18 protein-coding genes are annotated in these 18,834 nt (G+C 30.1%); 16 read left to right on the forward strand and 2 right to left on the reverse strand.

The genetic code is table 11. From position 1 onward, the window contains the following. The first annotated feature begins 102 nt into the window (after positions 1-102). The 9 genes from prfB (at position 103) to L3J35_11480 (ending at position 9,868) form a co-directional block, all read left to right on the forward strand. Positions 103-1,192 (forward strand): peptide chain release factor 2 gene (prfB, locus tag L3J35_11440; protein MCF6366804.1). Its coding sequence is split into 2 segments (ribosomal slippage): positions 103-156 and positions 158-1,192, totalling 1,089 coding nucleotides; the frame shifts between segments, so codons are not numbered across the junction. Positions 1,193-1,209: 17 nt separating this feature from the next. After that, entirely contained in the window at positions 1,210-1,848 is a 639-nt protein-coding gene (locus L3J35_11445; GenBank protein MCF6366805.1) for a class I SAM-dependent methyltransferase, read from the forward strand. After that, a complete protein-coding gene (locus tag L3J35_11450; GenBank protein ID MCF6366806.1) occupies positions 1,832-2,173 on the forward strand; it encodes an arsenate reductase family protein in 342 nt (113 codons plus the stop codon). Before L3J35_11445 ends, L3J35_11450 begins: the two co-directional genes overlap by 17 nt. A 59-nt stretch (positions 2,174-2,232) precedes the next feature. After that, positions 2,233-2,781: a DUF4924 family protein gene (locus L3J35_11455; GenBank protein ID MCF6366807.1), complete on the forward strand. Its 549-nt coding sequence runs from the start codon at positions 2,233-2,235 to the stop codon at positions 2,779-2,781. A 144-nt stretch (positions 2,782-2,925) separates the two neighbouring features. Next, complete coding sequence (locus L3J35_11460; GenBank protein MCF6366808.1) at positions 2,926-3,825, forward strand: hypothetical protein; 900 nt, start codon at positions 2,926-2,928, stop codon at positions 3,823-3,825. A gap of 8 nt (positions 3,826-3,833) precedes the next feature. Next, complete coding sequence (locus L3J35_11465) at positions 3,834-4,256, forward strand: hypothetical protein (protein MCF6366809.1); 423 nt, start codon at positions 3,834-3,836, stop codon at positions 4,254-4,256. 42 nt (positions 4,257-4,298) lie between these two features. Further along, the gene (locus L3J35_11470) at positions 4,299-7,385 is read left to right on the forward strand and encodes an ATP-binding cassette domain-containing protein (protein ID MCF6366810.1); all 3,087 of its coding nucleotides are present in this window, start codon (positions 4,299-4,301) and stop codon (positions 7,383-7,385) included. 3 nt (positions 7,386-7,388) lie between these two features. Further along, positions 7,389-7,802, forward strand: a complete 414-nt coding sequence (gene aroQ / locus L3J35_11475) for a type II 3-dehydroquinate dehydratase (GenBank protein MCF6366811.1) — start codon at positions 7,389-7,391, stop codon at positions 7,800-7,802. A gap of 86 nt (positions 7,803-7,888) precedes the next feature. Then, the gene (locus L3J35_11480; GenBank protein MCF6366812.1) at positions 7,889-9,868 is read left to right on the forward strand and encodes an alpha amylase C-terminal domain-containing protein; all 1,980 of its coding nucleotides are present in this window, start codon (positions 7,889-7,891) and stop codon (positions 9,866-9,868) included. Position 9,869: 1 nt separating this feature from the next. On the opposite strand, the gene L3J35_11485 is transcribed toward L3J35_11480, so the two are convergent. Both L3J35_11485 and L3J35_11490 read right to left on the reverse strand, forming a co-directional pair. Beyond that, positions 9,870-10,451 carry a Maf family nucleotide pyrophosphatase gene (locus L3J35_11485; protein ID MCF6366813.1) on the reverse strand — a complete coding sequence of 194 codons (582 nt, stop codon included), beginning with the start codon at positions 10,449-10,451 and terminating at the stop codon, positions 9,870-9,872. 14 nt (positions 10,452-10,465) lie between these two features. Continuing rightward, positions 10,466-11,359, reverse strand: coding sequence for a geranylgeranylglycerol-phosphate geranylgeranyltransferase (locus L3J35_11490; protein MCF6366814.1), 894 nt, complete (start codon positions 11,357-11,359; stop codon positions 10,466-10,468). A gap of 286 nt (positions 11,360-11,645) precedes the next feature. On the opposite strand from L3J35_11490, the gene L3J35_11495 reads away from it, so the two are divergent. The 7 genes from L3J35_11495 to L3J35_11525 all read left to right on the forward strand — a co-directional run bounded on the left by L3J35_11495 (position 11,646) and on the right by L3J35_11525 (position 18,495). Beyond that, a complete protein-coding gene (locus tag L3J35_11495; protein MCF6366815.1) occupies positions 11,646-12,446 on the forward strand; it encodes a DUF2249 domain-containing protein in 801 nt (266 codons plus the stop codon). Positions 12,447-12,453: 7 nt separating this feature from the next. After that, positions 12,454-13,755 (forward strand): hypothetical protein, encoded by a 1,302-nt coding sequence (locus tag L3J35_11500; protein ID MCF6366816.1) that lies wholly within the window; start codon positions 12,454-12,456, stop codon positions 13,753-13,755. Between the two features lie 27 nt (positions 13,756-13,782). Then, entirely contained in the window at positions 13,783-14,100 is a 318-nt protein-coding gene (locus tag L3J35_11505; GenBank protein ID MCF6366817.1) for a metal-sulfur cluster assembly factor, read from the forward strand. Positions 14,101-14,217: 117 nt separating this feature from the next. Beyond that, positions 14,218-14,967 (forward strand): alpha/beta hydrolase, encoded by a 750-nt coding sequence (locus L3J35_11510; protein ID MCF6366818.1) that lies wholly within the window; start codon positions 14,218-14,220, stop codon positions 14,965-14,967. An 8-nt stretch (positions 14,968-14,975) separates the two neighbouring features. Then, positions 14,976-15,842: a cation diffusion facilitator family transporter gene (locus tag L3J35_11515; GenBank protein MCF6366819.1), complete on the forward strand. Its 867-nt coding sequence runs from the start codon at positions 14,976-14,978 to the stop codon at positions 15,840-15,842. 121 nt (positions 15,843-15,963) lie between these two features. After that, positions 15,964-16,233, forward strand: a complete 270-nt coding sequence (rpsO, locus tag L3J35_11520) for a 30S ribosomal protein S15 (GenBank protein MCF6366820.1) — start codon at positions 15,964-15,966, stop codon at positions 16,231-16,233. A 108-nt stretch (positions 16,234-16,341) separates the two neighbouring features. Then, entirely contained in the window at positions 16,342-18,495 is a 2,154-nt protein-coding gene (locus tag L3J35_11525) for a polyribonucleotide nucleotidyltransferase (GenBank protein ID MCF6366821.1), read from the forward strand. Positions 18,496-18,834: the final 339 nt, after the last annotated feature.

An 18,834-nucleotide genomic window follows, 5' to 3' on the forward strand; every position in this document is an offset into this window, starting at 1 on the left:
TTACTAAAATTCATAAAAATATATTTGTGAATAATAGCCGGTTAAACAGAATGTTTTTTATTTTTGTTTTTTTTGAAAAATAATGATACAAAATATCAAAGAATGATAAGCAAAGAAAAAATACAGGATTTATTAAAGCGTAAAGATGCATTAAGGGGGTATCTTTGACATTGAAAACAAAGAAAAAATAATAGCAGAAAAAGAAAAAGAGTCTCAAAATCAAGACTTTTGGAATGACTCAAAACTTGCAGAACAAAAATTAAAGGAACTTTCAAAGTTAAAGTCATGGGTTAAAGATTTTAATAATATCATAGTTTCATTAGATGATTTAGAAATTATCTATGACTTTTTTGAAGCCGGCGAAAGTTCCGAAAAAGAATTAGAAGAAGTTTTTCAAACTGCCTTAACATTTATTGAAGAATTAGAATTTCGAAGAATGTTAAGTAATGACGAGGACGAATTGAATGCAATTCTTAAAATTAATCCGGGTGCAGGCGGAACAGAAAGCACAGATTGGGCCGAAATGTTAATGCGAATGTATATTCGTTGGGGAGAAAGGAACAACTATAAGGTTAAACAACTATATTATCAAGCAGGTGATGAAGCAGGAATTAAATCTGTTACACTTGAATTTGAGGGTGAATATGCTTACGGGTATTTAAAAAGTGAAAGCGGTGTTCATCGCTTGGTTCGAATTTCACCATTTGATTCCGGAAACAGAAGACATACATCTTTTGCCTCAGTTTTTGTTTCCCCTGCAATAGATGATTCTATTGAAATAGAGATAAACCCTGCAGATATAACTTGGGAAACTTTTCGCTCGGGAGGTGCAGGAGGACAAAGTGTAAATAAAATTGAAACAGGAGTAAGGGTTCGACATAAACCATCAGGAATTGCTGTTGAAAATACAGAATCTCGTTCACAGCATACTAATAAGGAAAATGCTTTAAGAATTTTAAAATCTCATTTATACGAAATTGAATTAAGAAAAAAACAAGAAAAGCAGGCAGAAATAGAAGGAAATAAAATGAAGATTGAATGGGGTTCTCAAATAAGAAATTATGTTATGCACCCTTATAAATTAGTAAAAGATAACAGAACCGGACATGAAACTTCTGATGTAAACGGAGTAATGGACGGAGACTTAAATACATTCATAAAGAAATATTTGATGCTGAAAGGAGGAAAATAAGTTAAAAAAATTAAATAATGTCAATTACACACTACTTTTCAAAAAACCCGGATAAGCGAGCAAAATTTATTTTTAATCTAATTGCTCCTTTATACGGAAAATTAGACAATAAATTACAAGAAGGGTTTAAATACTCTTCAATTGAATTGGATAAAGAAATTATGGTAACAGGCAAAACTGTTTTGGATATAGGTTCGGGAACAGGTGCCTGGGGTGCATCAATAAATAAATTGGGAGCATTAAAAACTGAAGGAATTGATTTTTCGGAAAAAATGGTAAAACAAGCAAAAAAAAATCATCCCGGCATTAATTTTTCAGTTGCTGATGCAGAAAGTTTATCCGATTTTGAAGATAATTCATTTGATATTGTTACTGCATCATTTGTTTTACACGGAGTTAAAAAAGAAAAAAGAAAGAAAATGCTCAATGAAATGAAAAGAATTTCAAAAAAATATGTTGTCTTGCATGATTTTATCGGAAGAACACCTGTTTTTATAAGGTTCTTAGAATTTCTGGAAAGAAGTGATTACAAAAACTTTAAGAAAAACTTTTGTTCTGAATTAGAAGAAAAATTTCCTAAAACCACAAAAATATCTTCTAAATTCGGTTCAGGTTTATATATTGCAGAAAAAAATAAAAATGAAAATATATCATAATCCTCGTTGCAAAAAAAGTCGTGCAGGTTTAGAATATCTTGAAGAAAAGAAAATTAGCTTTACAAAAATAATGTATCTAAAAGATGAACCTTTTACTGACGAAACTTTAAAATCTCTTTTAAAAAAGATGAACAAAACACCTTTGGAAATAATAAGAACACAAGAAAAAGAATATAAAGATAATTTCAAAGGAAAAATCTTTACTGACGATGAATGGATAAAAATTATGGTCAAAAATCCTAAATTTATTCAACGCCCTATTATTGAAACCGAAAATAAAGCTGTTTTAGGAGATCCTCCGTCAAATATTGAAGAAATTTTATGATAAAGTTGTATTTTTAATCTTACAAGCAAGCATCTCTCCTTAAAAAACATAATTATAAAATGATAATATCAGAAGAATTAAGAAGAAGTAATATTGCAGAATATATTTTATATATGTGGCAAATAGAAGATTTAATGAGAACAATGAATTTCAACATTGAAAAAATTAAAACTGACATTATTGATAAGTATGATATTTCCGATGAAATGAAAGAAAACATGTACAACTGGTATAACGGTATGTTGCAAATGATTGAATTGGAAAACATTAAAAAATCAGGTCATTTACAAGTGATCATAAATTTAGTTAATGATCTTAACGACTTACATTTATGGCTATTAAACAATCCTGCGGAGATTAAATACCGAAAAATATTTGAACTTGCTTTACCTCATATTAAAGCATTAGAAGAAAGAATGCAAGGAACTTCAATAAACGATATTGATGTTTGTTTACACGGATTATATGCCTTAATGCTGTTAAACTTACAAAAAAAAGAAGTCTTAAAAGACACAAAAACAGCATTAAACACTTTTAAAGAACTAATATCTTATTTAGCATCAAAGTACCACGACCGCGAAAAAAATCCTGACAAATATTTTCAATAAAAGAATATAAAAAGTCGTTTTTCTGCAATTCATTAAAGTCACTAATTATTTATTATTATATTTGCACTTGGCTTATTTTTTGTTTACATTTTGTCAAAATTAAGTTACATTTATAGTTATAATAATTTACTAATCTGATTTTTAATGAAAAGAATATTACTTTTTGCATTATCAATATCAGTTGTCTTTTTTATTTCATTTTACTTGTACTCCTGTAAAGGAGAAGATTCTGATAATGAAAAAAACAATGAAATGCCTGAAATAAATCAATCAGTAAAAACTTTTAAATTCAAAAACAGACTGTTCAGCATTCCCTCCCCTTCTCATGTATCAGACTTAATAAAAGACATTTCAACAGAGTTTAATGAAGAACTGTTAAACCCTACAACAAATAAATTAAATTATTCTTCCACCGAGAAAAAAGCTTTAAACCTGGGAGTTTATACAGCCGACTTAGGATATACAAATATATACGAGCAATTTTCGGCAACTACAAAATATATTAAAGTTGTAAGAAGTTTATCTTCGGATTTACAAATCATGAACTCCTATACAAATGAAATCTTATCAGAGATAGAACAAAACATTGAAAACAACGACTCGCTAAACAAAATTTTTACCGAAGCATACAGAGAAGCAGACTTATATTTAACTGATAATAACAGAGAAAATTCTGCAATATTAATTATTACGGGAGGATGGGTTGAAGGTTTGTATCTGATGACTCAAATTGCAAGAAATAATAAAAATAAATTATTGCTTGACAGAATCGGAGAACAAAAATATTCGTTAGATAATTTATTGAAGTTATTAGCACAATTAAAAACAGATAATAAAATTCGTGATGATTTATTAAATCAATTATTTGATTTGCAACTTACTTTTGAAAAAATTATAATTAATTATACTTATGATAAACATATTGTTTTGCCGAATGAAAAAAAGACAATCGTTATCAGTAATACCGAAATATTGATTAATGATAATATTTTAAAAGAAATAACTAAAAAAACAGAAAAACTCAGGAATTCAATTATTAAATAATATTTTTCATGACTAATATCATCAAACATATATTCTTTATTTCGTTTTTTATTCTTTTCCATAATCAAGTATTTGCACAGCTTGATTCTGTAATGAATGATTGTGAAAAATATTTAACAGATGAATATATTTCTGACGGACAACAATATATAAGTCTGTTAACAAGTGAACAAACCGCAGAATTTAATGTTCTGTTTTATGCAGGAAATACATACAGAATAATTTCATGCGGAGGAAATAATAAAGATTTAATATTCATTATTTACGATAAAGACCGAAACGAAATTTTCAATAACAGCGATTATGATAATACGGCATATTGGGATATTCAGTTTGAATCAACAATAAAATGTTTTATAGAGGCAAAGTTAGCTCCCGGTTATGAAAACTCCGGTTTTGCAGTACTGTTAATAGGTCTTAAAAATGAATAATAAAACAACAGCACTAAGATATAAAGAAAAAACACAACACTAATGAGTGAAAATATATTAAAAGCTTTAATGCAATTATTTGCAATCATTGCTCGCCCCAATAGTGATGAAGAAAGCAGAAGACCTCTTGTTAAGCTCTTTTTAAACCAGCAGCTGAACAAAGAACTTGTACAAGAATATTTAATTATTTTTGATAACTATTATCACGACCACCAAAAAAAAGCAAACAGAAAAAGAAATAAAAGAATTGCAGCTTCTTCCGTAAGGATTCTTACAATATGTACATTAATAAACAAAGAATTAACACTTAAACAGAAAATAGTTGTTGTTGTCAGACTTTTAGAATTTATTAGTTCAGAAGGACAAGCAACAGACCAAGAATTTGAATTTGTTAAAACAGTTGCCGATACTTTTCATATTCCTATTGACGAATATAAAAGGTTAGAAGGCTTTGTGTTAAATAAAAATAATTTAATACCTGAAATTGATAATATTCTGGTAATTCAGAAAGAAGACCCTCAAAACAGTAAAGTAAAATTTCTTAAATCCAAATCACTGGATGAACCGTTGATTGTTTACCACAGCACCATTTCAAATATGTACCTGTTTGAATATTACGGTGTTAAGGAGTTATATTTAAACGGTCAATTAATTCTTAAAGACCGCGTTTACGGTTTAAGTGCCGGTTCGGCAATAAGGGATGTAAAAAGAAATCCGATATATTTCAGCGATATCGTAAGTGCTTTTCAAGAAGAAGGTGAAAAAACTCAACTTATTTTTGAAGCAAGAAACCTTACTTATAAATTTAAGAGCGGAAAAAAAGCAATTCATCGTATTGATTTTTCTGAAACAAGCGGAAAACTTGTCGGCATTATGGGAGCCAGCGGTTCCGGAAAATCAACTCTTTTAAATGTCCTGAACGGAAATTATAAAGCAACAACCGGCGAAGTTTTAATTAACGGATTTAATGTTAACAATGATAAAGACGAACTGGAAGGAATAATAGGTCATGTTTCACAAGATGATTTATTAATTGAAGATTTAACCGTATTCCAAAACCTATACTACAATGCTCGTCTGTGCTTCGGAGAACTGTCTAAAAAGCAAATTCTGAAAAAAGTCGTAAAAACTTTAAAAAACCTCGGTTTATTCGAAATCAGAAATATGAAAGTGGGCAGCCCGTTAAATAAAAAAATTAGCGGTGGACAAAGAAAAAGACTCAATATTGCATTGGAACTGATAAGAGAACCTGCTATATTATTTTTAGACGAACCTACTTCCGGACTTTCTTCAAGAGATTCAGAAAATATCCTTGATTTACTTAAAGAAATTACATTAAAAGGAAAACTTATTTTTGTAGTTATCCACCAACCGTCTTCCGATATCTTCAAAATGTTTGACCGTTTAATGATTTTAGACCAAGGAGGTTATGTAGTTTATAACGGCGACCCTGTTGATTCATTGGTTTATTTTAAGTCAAGAATAAAACAAGCAGACTGGAACGAAAGTGAATGCTCAATATGCGGAAATGTAAACGCCGAACAAATCTTTGACATCCTTGAATCTCAAATACTTGACGAATACGGGAATATAACATCAACAAGAAAATATAAAGCTCGAGAATGGTACACATATTTCAATAGAGCTAAAAAAAATACAGAAGAATTTGAAAAAAATACCTCTGAAAGAAAATTGCCTAAAATTCCGTTTAAAGTTCCGAATATGTTTAAGCAATTTTCAATATTTGTAAGACGTGATTTCTTATCTAAGCTTGCAAATAAACAATATATGCTTATAAATATTCTCGAAGCTCCTATTCTTGCATTTCTGCTATCTCATATCATTAAGTATTTTAACATATCTATTGATAACCATTACGGATACAGCTATGCCGAAAATGATAACATCCCGGTATATATTTTTATGGCTGTTATTATTGCTTTATTTACCGGTCTTACTATCAGTGCCGATGAAATTATTAAAGACAGAAAAATAAGAACAAGAGAATCATTTTTAAATTTAAGCAGGAACAGTTATTTATTCTCAAAAATCTTTATTCTCTTTATGATTTCTGCATACCAAGCACTCTCTTTTATTTTAATAGGAAACTTTATTTTAGAAATAAGAGGAATGTATTGGGAATATTGGTTAATACTATTTTCAACATGGGCTTTTGCCGTTATGATGGGATTAAATATTTCCGACGGTTTTAAAACATCCGTAACTATTTATATTATAATACCTTTTCTTATTATTCCTCAAATTATTTTAAGCGGTATAATCGTAAGATATGAAAAACTTAATCCCGCAATCACAAACCCGGGAACAATTCCTTGGTTCGGGGAAATAATTACAGCCAGATGGTCTTATGAAGCACTTGCCGTTAATCAATTTATTAATAACAAATACAATGCTCCTCTATATAAATGGGAAAGAATCAAACACGAGGCAAACTTTAAAAAAGACCTCATTGTAAATGAAATAAAAAACAAACTGAGTTTTTACGAAAGACATAAAGATAATCCTGAAAAGAGAGATGAAATAATTGAGAATTTTGATGTTATCAGAAATGAGCTAAGAAAAGAAACCGGTATTAACGAAAAAATTAAAACAGATATAAACATTAGTAATATTACTGTTGATAAAATTAACGATGATATTATCAAAAAAATTATTAAATATGTAGGAGAATTAAAACAATACTATATAGACAGGTATAAAATAGCTGAAAACCTGCAAGATGAATATATTTTTGAACATACCAAGACTGACTCATTAAATAAAATTTTTATTGAATTAAAAAGAAAATATCATAATGAAACTCTTGAAGAAATACTTACAAATAAAAATGAACTGAAAAAGATTTTTGAATATAAAGGACATTTGTACCAAAGAACAGATATGATTTATAAATATCCCGAAAGAGTTCTCATTTCTCATTTTTACGCACCTAAGAAAAAACTTTTTGACGGAAAATATTATCCCACTTTTTGGGTAAATCTCGTCATAATCTGGATTTACACTTTGTTGCTTTACTTAACTTTATATTTTAGTATAATAAAAAGAACTTTTAAGTTTTTTGAAAATGCAAGACTCCGATTTAAAGATAAAAAAGAAATCGACTATTAAAATATGAAATTAATTATCATAAACGGACCTAATCTTAATTTGCTCGGTATCAGAGAGAAAAAGATATACGGAAATGAATATTTTGAAAGTTTTTATGAAACTTTAACATCTAAATTTCCTAATATTCAATTCTCCTTTTTTCAATCTAATATCGAAGGAGAATTAATAAATAAACTCCACGAAGTAGGCTTTAGTTCTGACGGAATTATATTAAATGCAGCTGCATACACACATACATCACTTGCAATTGCCGATGCAATAAAAGCAATAAAATCTCCTGTGGTCGAAGTTCATATTTCTAACATCTTTAAGCGTGAAAAAATCAGACAAAAATCATTAATAGCTCCGTTTTGCACAGGAAGTATCACAGGCTTCGGGCTAAAATCTTATGAATTAGCCGTAAGAAGTTTCATTTAAATAACTCAGCCTTTTATTTTTGAACAATAAATTCTGAAATTGGTATATTTTGATGTATATTTGTATATACACGAAATAAAACAACCATGAATATACCGTTAATTAATGCCGATTCATATCTTGAGCCTTTTGCAGACCGCATAAAACTCCGAATAGGCAAAGCAAAAGATAAAGAAAAAGAACTTACAAAAGGACAAAATCTGAGTGATTTTGCAAATGCTCACAACATATACGGTTTGCATGAAACAAAATCTTTTTGGATATACAAAGATTGGTTGCCTAATGCACATTCTGTATATTTAGTCGGTGATTTTTCTAAATGGCAAGCAATTGACGAATTCAAATTAACAAAAAAAACAAACGGTATATTTGAAATAAAATTAAAAAAGAATAAATTAAAACACGGTAATTTATACCGCCTTTATGTTACTTGGAAAGGAGGAAGCGGAGACAGAATTCCGGCTTATGCAAAACGAGTTGTTCAAGACGCACACACACACATATTTAATGCACAAGTTTGGAATCCGGAAAAACCTTACAAACAAAAATATAAATCTCCGAAAAAGAAAAATGAACTTTTAATTTACGAAGCACATATCGGAATGGCATCCGAAGACGGAAAAGTTGCAAGTTTCTCAGAATTTAAAAATAACATTATTCCTAGAATTGTAAAACTCGGTTACAATACAATACAATTAATGGCAATTCAGGAACACCCTTATTACGGTTCTTTCGGGTATCATGTATCAAACTTTTTTGCCGTTTCGTCTCGCTTCGGAACTCCTGACGAACTAAAAGAACTTATTGACGAAGCACATAAAAACGGCTTACGTGTAATAATGGATATTATTCATTCTCACGCAGTTAAAAACGAAGTTGAAGGAATAAGCAGATATGACGGTTCTGAATATCAATACTTTCATTCCGGAGAAAGAGGTCAACATCCGGCTTGGGATTCAAGATGCTTTGATTATGCAAAAAAAGAAGTTATTCATTTTCTTTTATCAAATTGTAAATTTTGGTTGGAAGAATATAATTTTGACGGTTTCAGATTTGACGGAATAACAAGTATGCTTTACCTGAACCATGGTTTAGATGCCGACTTTACATCTTATTACGACTATTACAACTTTAATCAAGACGAAAATGCAATAACATATTTAACACTTGCAAACAAATTAATACACGAAGTAAAACCCGATGCAGTAACAATAGCCGAAGAAATGAGCGGTATGCCCGGAATTGCATCTTCAATTAAAGACGGCGGTATCGGTTTTGATTTCAGACTTGCAATGGGAATACCTGATTTTTGGATAAAAACAATAAAAGAGCAAAAAGATGAAAACTGGCACGTAGGAGAACTGTTTTTCAGATTAACGGATAAAAGAAAAGATGAAAAAACAATTAATTATTCCGAATCGCACGACCAAGCACTCGTAGGGGACAAAACTATTATGTTCCGATTGGCAGATGCAGATATGTATCATTTTATGCACATCGAAAACATTAATATTACAATTGAACGAGCTTTGGCTGTTCACAAAATGATTCAATTAGTAACGTTGGCAACTTCACAAACAAGTTATTTAAATTTTATGGGTAATGAGTTCGGGCATCCCGAATGGATTGATTTTCCGCGCGAAGGCAATAATTGGTCATATCATTATGCAAGAAGGCAATGGAATTTAGCCGACAATACTGATTTAGCTTATTTCTATTTAAATTCATTTAACACCGAAATTATTCACCTTTTCAGCAATAAAAAATTATTAAACAAAAAAATTGAGCTGATTTCCGACAAAGCTTACGATCAAGTTTTAATTTTTAAAAGAAGTAACTTTATTTTTGTTTTTAACTTTAATCCTTTTACATCATTTACCGATTACGGTTTTGAAACCGAAAAAGGAAAATATCGAATTATTTTAAATTCTGATGATGAAATTTATTTAGGACAAAACAGAATTAACTCAGGAATAGTATATAAAACTGTAAAAGAAGACAAGAAAGACATGCTTAAGCTTTATATTCCCACAAGAACTTGCTTTATACTGGAAAACGAAAAATAACTTAAAAAGATTTTAAACTTTCATATAATTTCTGAACAGGCAAGCCCATAACATTAAAATATGAACCTTCAATTTTTTCAATACAAGTCAGTCCTATCCATTCTTGTATTCCGTATGCTCCTGCTTTATCGTAAGGCTTAAAATTTTCTATGTAGAACTTAATTTCCTCATCCGAAATATTTTTAAAATACACATAAGTTATCGAAGAAAAAGAAACTTCCTTATTTATTGATATTATTGAAACCCCCGTTATTACTTTATGTTTTTTTCCCGATAAAGATTTTATCATTTCAAAAGCTTCTTTATAATCTTTCGGCTTTCCCAAAATTTTATTTTCAAGGCAAACAATTGTATCCGAGGCTATTAAAATATGTTTATCTTTTAATTCATCTTTATATGCATTTGCCTTTAATTCAGCAAGATAAACAGCTGCATCCTCATTTAAAATATCTTCCGGAATATTTTCCTTTGTTTCTTTTGAATTTACAACTTCAAAAACAAAACCTGCATCCTGCAAAAGCTGCTTTCTCCTTGGTGATTTTGATGCAAGAAGCAACTTGCAATTTTTTAAATTAGAAAGCATATTCTTAAACGGCATTAATAATTAAAATTATACCAAACAACCACTGCATATAATACACCGAAAAGCATTATCAATTTAGATAAATTTCCGGCATATTTCCAATCCTTTTTTTCTTTTGCTTTTACAATTTTAAAAATTAAAAACAAACTCGGAATAATTAATAAAAGAGTAATGTAAATTATTGAAATAAAATCAATTCTTTGCGGAATGTGTATATAATAAAAATATGTAAAAATTATTAAACCCACAGTAAGCAAACTTACAACTATTGAAACTGTTTTTGATATTTTTATTCCTGCAACAACGGGCAACGAACGGCTTCCGTAAGCATTATCTCCTTCAAAGTCTTCCGTATCTTTAATAATTTCTCTGTTTAATGTAGTAATGAATGCAAAAACTGAGAAACCTGCAATCCAAAAGAATATATCATAAAAATTATCATTTATTCTTAAAAGAATATCATAATATTTTGCATTTAAAGGAGGTATCTCATATAACACAGTCATTAAAGGAACCATTGCCGTTAATAACGCAACAATTATGTTTCCCACAAGAAACATCTTTTGATATGAAGACGAATAAAACCACAGTAATCCCGTAATTAGTACATATATATAAACTAACTTCCAAAGATGGATTTGCCATGAAATATAAAACCCTAATAAAATTGCAATTATGTTCAATCCGATATGCAAATTCATAACAGCCCTTCTTTTTATATGCTTCCCTACAACAACTGTTTTTGGTCTGTTTACCAAATCTGTTCTCGTATCAAAATAATCATTAATAGCATAACCTGCTGCAGCGATAATCATTGTTGTCAGTACCAAAAGAAAAAAGTTGAGATTGCTGAATTGACTTTCATAGCCTCTATCTTCAAGCATCGGAAAAATAACTGCATATCTCATTAAATACTGTGTGAAAGCTATTATTAACAGATTTTTCGCTCTTATGAGTTTTAGGAAATGAAGCATATCAATTTGGTTTTAATTAATACAAACCTACATAAAAACATAAAAATGAACAAATAAAATCTATTGCAGTTTTTTACGTAAGGTATTAAACAATTGAAACTCTATTTTATTCTGAATTTTATATGTTTAAACCTGCTTAAAAAATACCTAATTATTGGTATGGTAAAAATAAAAAAAATAACTTACTTTTGCAATCTATTTTAATTTAATCTAAATAAGAATGAGTATTAATCAAGATACTAAAATTTCAAAAATATTAGAAGAAAACGAAAAAGCAATAGATACAATTGCCTCTGTAAACAGTAATTTCAAGAAATTACAAAATCCGTTTCTTCGAAAATTATTTGCTCCTCGTGTAAGCATTAAAGATGCTGCAAAAATAGGAGGAACAACTTCAAATGAAATTTTAAGAAAACTTGAAGCAATCGGATTTGAAGTAGAATATTCCGAACATAATAACGGAAATATTATCAATAATAATAAAATTATAATGAAAAAAGATAAACTTGTAACATTAGATGTTCGTCCTATTTTAGAAACAGGAACAGATCCCTATCATGCTATAATGGATACTCTTAAAGCAATGTCAAAAGACAAAACATTGCTGATAATCAACACATTTGAGCCCGTTCCGTTGCTTAATAAACTAAAAAGTAAAGGATATACATACGAAATTGAGCGTCCGGAAGATAATGTAGTTCACACATATTTAACCAATGACGGGGAAATTGAGAATAATACAAAAAAAGATAAGGAAAACATTGAAGAATTAACTTTTGAGCAAGCTGAAATTAAATATAAAGGCAAAATGCACGAAGTTGACGTAAGAGATTTAGAAATGCCTTTACCTATGGTAACTATTCTTCAAGAAATTGAAAAAATTCCGGAAGGAGAAGTTCTTTTCGTTCATCATAAAAGATTGCCTCAATATCTTCTCCCTGAATTGAAAACAAGAGGTTGGGCATACGTTAATAAAGAGATTGACGATAATAATATGAATTTTATAATCTACAAAAAATAAAAAAAATATGCAAGCAGGATTAAGCACAAAAAATGCACCTTCGCCAAGTATAGTTTTACCGCATTATGCAATCGGAGCAATTTTCTTCATAATTGCATCCGTATTAATGTATTTTGCATCAGGAGACTTAGCAAACTCATACATAGGACCGAAGGTTTTAAGTATGACACATATTGTAATACTCGGATGGATAACAATAATAATTTTCGGAGCATTATATCAACTGATACCGGTTGTAATGGAAGTAAAATTATTCAGTGAAACATTGGCACACATAAGTTTATACACACTTGTTCCGGGAACTGTTCTATTAGCATACAGCTTTTGGAACTCATATATCGTAGAAACTTTATATATGCAAGCAGGAGGAACTTTAATATTTATTTCAATTATTTTATTTCTCGTAAATGCATTCATGACAGCATTAAAAACAAAACAAAAAACCATAGAAAATGTTTTTATTGTAACTTCGGCATTATGGCTTACAATAACAGTTATTTTCGGAATCTTAATCACAATGAATACCGCATTACAATTTATTCCGAAATCAAATATTGAACTTCTTAAAATTCATGTTCATATAGGAATTGTAGGTTGGTTTATGCTTCTTGTAATAGGTGTTGCAAGTACTTTATTACCGATGTTTTTTATAGCTCATAAATTAAACAGAAAATTTCTGAAACTTTCGTATTACTTTATTAACATAGGCTTAATTGCCTTAATTGTCGCATTATATATAGATATTAACTCATGGACAAAAATAATATCCGGACTTATTTTATTAACAGGAATTATTTTCTTCGTAAAATATAATTTCGATGCATACAAAAAAAGATTGCGAAAAAAACTTGATATCGGAATGAAGTTATCGGTATTTGCCTTTGTATTATTATTTCTAACTTTAATTTTCGGAGTATTATCCGTAATTAATTTAGATGATTTAAAAAATTATAATATGAGTTTTAATACTGCATACGGTGTAAGTTTATTACTCGGGTTTTTAACTTCATTAATCTTAGGACAAATGTATAAAACCCTGCCTTTCATTGTTTGGTTAAAACTTTATCAAGACAAAGTAGGAAAATTTAAAATTCCTATGCCTGCACATATTTATTCCGAGAGAGTTGCAAATTGGCATTATTACACATTTCTTATTGCATTTTTTACATTATTAATAGGTATTTTTGCAAAAGAAAGCATTATAATACAAGTAAGTTCAGGAGCTTTTTTAATTACGGCATCACTTTACTCGTATAATACTTTTAAAATATTATTTCATAAAGAAAAGTTGGAACCGCTTGATTATTAATTATTAAAACAAATAAATTATAATAAAATGTTAGAAAATTTATCAATTACCGAAAAACAAATTCTCGAAAGACTGAGAACAATACCCGACCCTGAAGTAGAAGTTAACATAGTAGATTTAGGACTGATTTATGAAGTAAAACATAATGAAGAAGAAAAAGAAATACTCATTATAATGACCTTATCTGCAAGAGGTTGCCCCGTCGGAGATACAATCATGCAACATGTTGAAACCGTTGCAAAAGCATTTTTACCCGAATACGACGTAAAAGTTGAATTAACTTGGGAACCTCAATGGACACCCGAAATGATTTCCGAAGAAGGAAAAGCTATTTTAAACATGTAGAATAATTTATTCATTAATCTGAAATAAAACTAATGACAGCACTTTTTTCATACTGAAATATTGCTGTCTTTTTATTAAAATTTCTTATATTGCGGAACAAAAAACAAATGAAAGTTTATGAACCATTTTATTAAATACGGCTTAATATGTATAGCAATCTTTTCTTTTAAAACAGCTTATACTCAAAACAATACTAAAACAGTAACATTTATAACAACAGATAATGTTTTGGTAACAGCAGATGTTTACCTTACCGAAAGAAAAGATGCTCCTTTTATTTTACTTTTTCATCAAGCAATATTCAGCAGGGGTGAATATATTGAAATTGCACCTCAATTAAACGATTTAGGATTTAATTGCATGGCAATTGACCAGCGTTCGGGATACAAAATAAACGGAATTACTAACGAAACTTTTAAAGATGCTAAAAGCAAAGGCATGGGTACAAAATATATTAATGCTTTTCCCGATTTAGAAGCATCTCTTCAATATGTCGAAGATAATTATTCTCCCGAAAAAATTATTGTTTGGGGAAGCTCATATTCTTCTTCTTTAGTTTTTATTTTAGCCGCAAAACATAAAGAAATAAACGGTATATTAGCATTTTCGCCGGGTGAATATTTTAAATTTGAAAACAAAACAATTGCAGATTGGGCAAAAGAAGTTGAATGTCCCGTATTTATTACATCATCAAGAAAAGAAGGAAAAGAATGTAAAAAGATATTTAAAAATTTAACTAATCAAAACAGCAAGCAATATATTCCTGCATTTTCAGGAAACCACGGTTCAAAAGCACTGTGGAAAAAGAATAACGGAAATGAATCATACTTAAGGGAAGTAAAACTTTTTTTATCAATTTTTAATTAATAGCCATTGTGAACAAAGAAAAACTTGCATATTCAGAAGGTTGGATTTCTATTTTCGTAAATATTATATTATTCGGCATTAAATATTGGGCAGGCGTTGTGTCCGGTTCAATTGCATTAATCGGAGATGCTTGGCATTCATTAACAGATTCAATAAGCTCCGTTGCAGTAATTATAGGAACAAAAGTTTCATCAAAACCTCCTGACAAAAAACACCCGTTCGGACACGGCAGAGCAGAATTAATTTCCTCTATAATAATCGGAGCATTATTGGCAATGGTTGCTTTTAATTTTTTAACCGAATCAATTAATTCAATAAAAAATAAGGAAGAAGCTGTTTTCGGGAATCTTGCTTTAATTATTATTATCGTATCAATAGTTATAAAAGAAATATCTGCACAATACGCATTTTATACAGCAAGAAAAACAGGTATGCTTTCACTAAAAGCTGACGGGTGGCACCATCGTTCCGATGCAATAACATCTGTTTTAATTTTGATAGGAATATTCATTAACCCGTATTTTCCTCTGATTGACGGTATTCTCGGAATTATTATCTCTTTTTTCATATTTTATACAGCTTATGAAATTACAAAACAAACTGCAGATGCAATTCTCGGAGAATCATGCGACGAAAATACCGTAAATGAACTAAAAAAAATTGCAAATAATATTGCAGGATTTGATATACAAATGCACCATGTTCATATTCACAACTATATAAACCATTCTGAAGTAACTTTCCACATTTATTTACCTGATAAAATGACAGTTTCTGATTCTCATACGATTACAAGTAAAATTATAAGCAAAATAAAAGAAGAAAAAAAGATAACAGCAACAATATATATTGATCCTATTAAAGAAATAAATTAACATTCTTGCATATATTCATAATCAAAGAATTTTAACCTTTGTTTTAAACAATTCCTTTTTTGTTTAATAAAAAATATTATCTTTGCCGGCTTAATAATAAGTATAATCTAATTAAACAGAAATGTATTTAGACGCAGAAAAAAAACAAGAGATTTTTAAACAGTACGGAAAGTCTAATAATGACACCGGTTCCGTTGAGAGCCAAGTAGCATTATTTTCCCACCGTATTACGCACTTGAATGAACATCTTAAAAAAAACAAGAAAGATCATCATACAAGAAGAGCGTTAATACAATTAGTAGGAAAAAGAAAAAAGTTACTTAAATATTTACAAGGAACAGATATTGAAAGGTATCGTTCTTTAATTAAAGCTCTCGGATTGCGTAAGTAATCCCTCCTTGATAAAAAAAGGCATAATTTTATGCCTTTTTTTATGTTTTATTTTCAACAATTTACAGTTTATACTTAGTCCGATTTTAAATTACACAAAATTAATAAAATGAATATAATAAAAAGAACAATTGATATAGGTAACGGAAGAGAGGTTACCATTGAAACAGGAAAATTAGCAAAACAGGCTGACGGTGCTGTTGTAGTAAAGCAAGGCGATACAATGCTCCTTGCAACTGTTGTTTCGGCAAACGAAGCAAGACCCGGAACTGACTTTATGCCGCTTTCAGTTGATTACAGAGAAAAATTTGCTGCTGCAGGAAGATTCCCGGGCGGATTCAGAAAAAGAGAAGCAAGACCTTCTGATGAAGAAGTTTTAGTTGCTCGTTTAGTTGACAGAGCTTTAAGACCTCTGTTCCCGAGTGATTTTCATGCAGATACTTTTGTAAATGTAGAATTAATTTCTGCTGACAGAAATAAAGAAGTAATGCCGGACGCACTTGCAGGATTAGCTGCATCAGCAGCACTTGCGGTAAGCACAATTCCTTGGAACGGACCCATATCAGAAGTAAGAGTGGGAAGAATTGGCGGTAAATTCATAATTAACCCCACAGTTTCAGAACTTGAAATGGCTGATATTGACATGATTATAGCCGCAACTATTGATAATATTTTAATGGTTGAAGGTGATATGAAAGAAATTTCGGAGGAAGAAATGGTCGAAGCAATTAAATTCGGACATGAAGAAATAAAAAAACATTGTCAGGCTCAAATTGAAATGGCTCAAGAAAAAGGAGTTACCGAAAAAAGAGAATATAGTCACGAAGAAGAAGGAGATGAAGAGTTATATGCTAATTTAGAAAAAGCCGTAAAAGATAAAATTTATAAAGTAGTAAAATCTGCTTTACCGAAACATGAACGTTCAGAACAATTTGCTGCAATTAAGCAAGAATTTATTGATAATATGGAAGTTCCGGAAGACGAAGAAATAAATACAAATTTAATAGGAATCTATTTTCATGACATTGAAAAAGAAGTTGTAAGAAATGTTGTATTAGATGAAAAAGTTCGTTTAGACGGAAGAAAATTAGATGAAATAAGACCAATTTGGTGTGAAATTGATTATCTGCCGGGAACACACGGCTCTGCAATCTTTACAAGAGGTGAAACTCAATCACTGTCAACGGTTACATTAGGTTCTCCGCTTGATGTTCAAATTATTGACAGACCCTTACTGCAAGGAAAATCAGATTTCTTACTACACTATAATTTTTTACCGTTTTCTACCGGAGATGCAAGACCGTACAGAGGAACAGGAAGAAGAGAAATAGGACACGGGAATTTAGCTCACAGAGCAATAGCACAAGTTTTACCTGAGAAAGAAGATAACCCCTATACAATTCGAATTGTTTCCGATATTTTAGAATCGAACGGTTCATCTTCTATGGCAACAGTTTGTGCAGGAACATTAGCATTAATGGATACAGGTATTGATATTAAAAAACCGGTTTCAGGAATTGCAATGGGGTTAATAACAGATAAAACCGGAAAATATGCTGTTCTTTCAGATATTTTGGGAGATGAAGACCATTTGGGAGATATGGATTTTAAAGTAACCGGAACAGAAGACGGAATTACTGCTTGCCAAATGGATATTAAAGTTGACGGATTGTCTTATGAAATTCTTACAGATGCATTATTGCAAGCAAAAGAAGGCAGAGCACATATTCTTAACGAAATGATGAAAACAATTTCGCAACCGAGAGCCGAATTCAAGTCGCACGTACCCGGAATTACATCTTTGTTGATACCCGGTGATTTAATCGGAACTGTAATAGGGCCCGGAGGAAAAATGATTCAACAAATTCAAAAAGACACAGAAACAACTATTACCATTGAAGAAGTTGATAGTCTCGGAAATGTCGTAATTATGGGACCTACGCAAGATTCAATAATGGCGGCAAAAGATTTTATAAAAGGTTTAACAGCCGTTCCTGAAGTCGGTACAGTTTATAAAGGAAAAGTGAAAAGTATTGTCGCTTTCGGTGCTTTTGTTGAAATTTTACCGGGTAAAGATGGCTTACTTCATATTTCTGAAATATCTCATGAAAGAACTAATAAAGTTGAAGATGTTTTAAAAGAAGGACAAGAAATTGAAGTGAAATTAGTAGGTGTTGACCCGAGAACTAAAAAGTTAAAACTTTCCAGAAAAGCATTATTGCCTAAACCGGAAAAAAAAGATAATGAGAACAATAAAAATTAGTATCCGATAAAAGTGTACTAAAAATTCTTTTCCCTTATTCCTTGTTTTGTTAAGCGACTCAAAGAATAAGGGATTCTTTTATTCCCTCAGCAAACCAAATCAAGAGTATAATAAAAAAGATATCCTGTATTGGAAAAAACACCTTACTTCCCGATTGTCATTCCTGTTTTCGTCGGTTTTTGAAAAAAGCTCTGTATCCCTTTATTTATAGGTTGTGATTTTGGGAATTGGGTGTTGCAAGCTATATTTGTACATGTTTTTAAGAAAATTAAAGAACCGTTCGGGTAGTATTTCTGTTCAAATTATTTCCAAAAGCAGAGGTAAATATAAAGTTGTCAA

This window comes from Bacteroidales bacterium (assembly GCA_021648725.1).
Taxonomy (GTDB): Bacteria; Bacteroidota; Bacteroidia; order Bacteroidales; family JAADGE01; genus JAADGE01.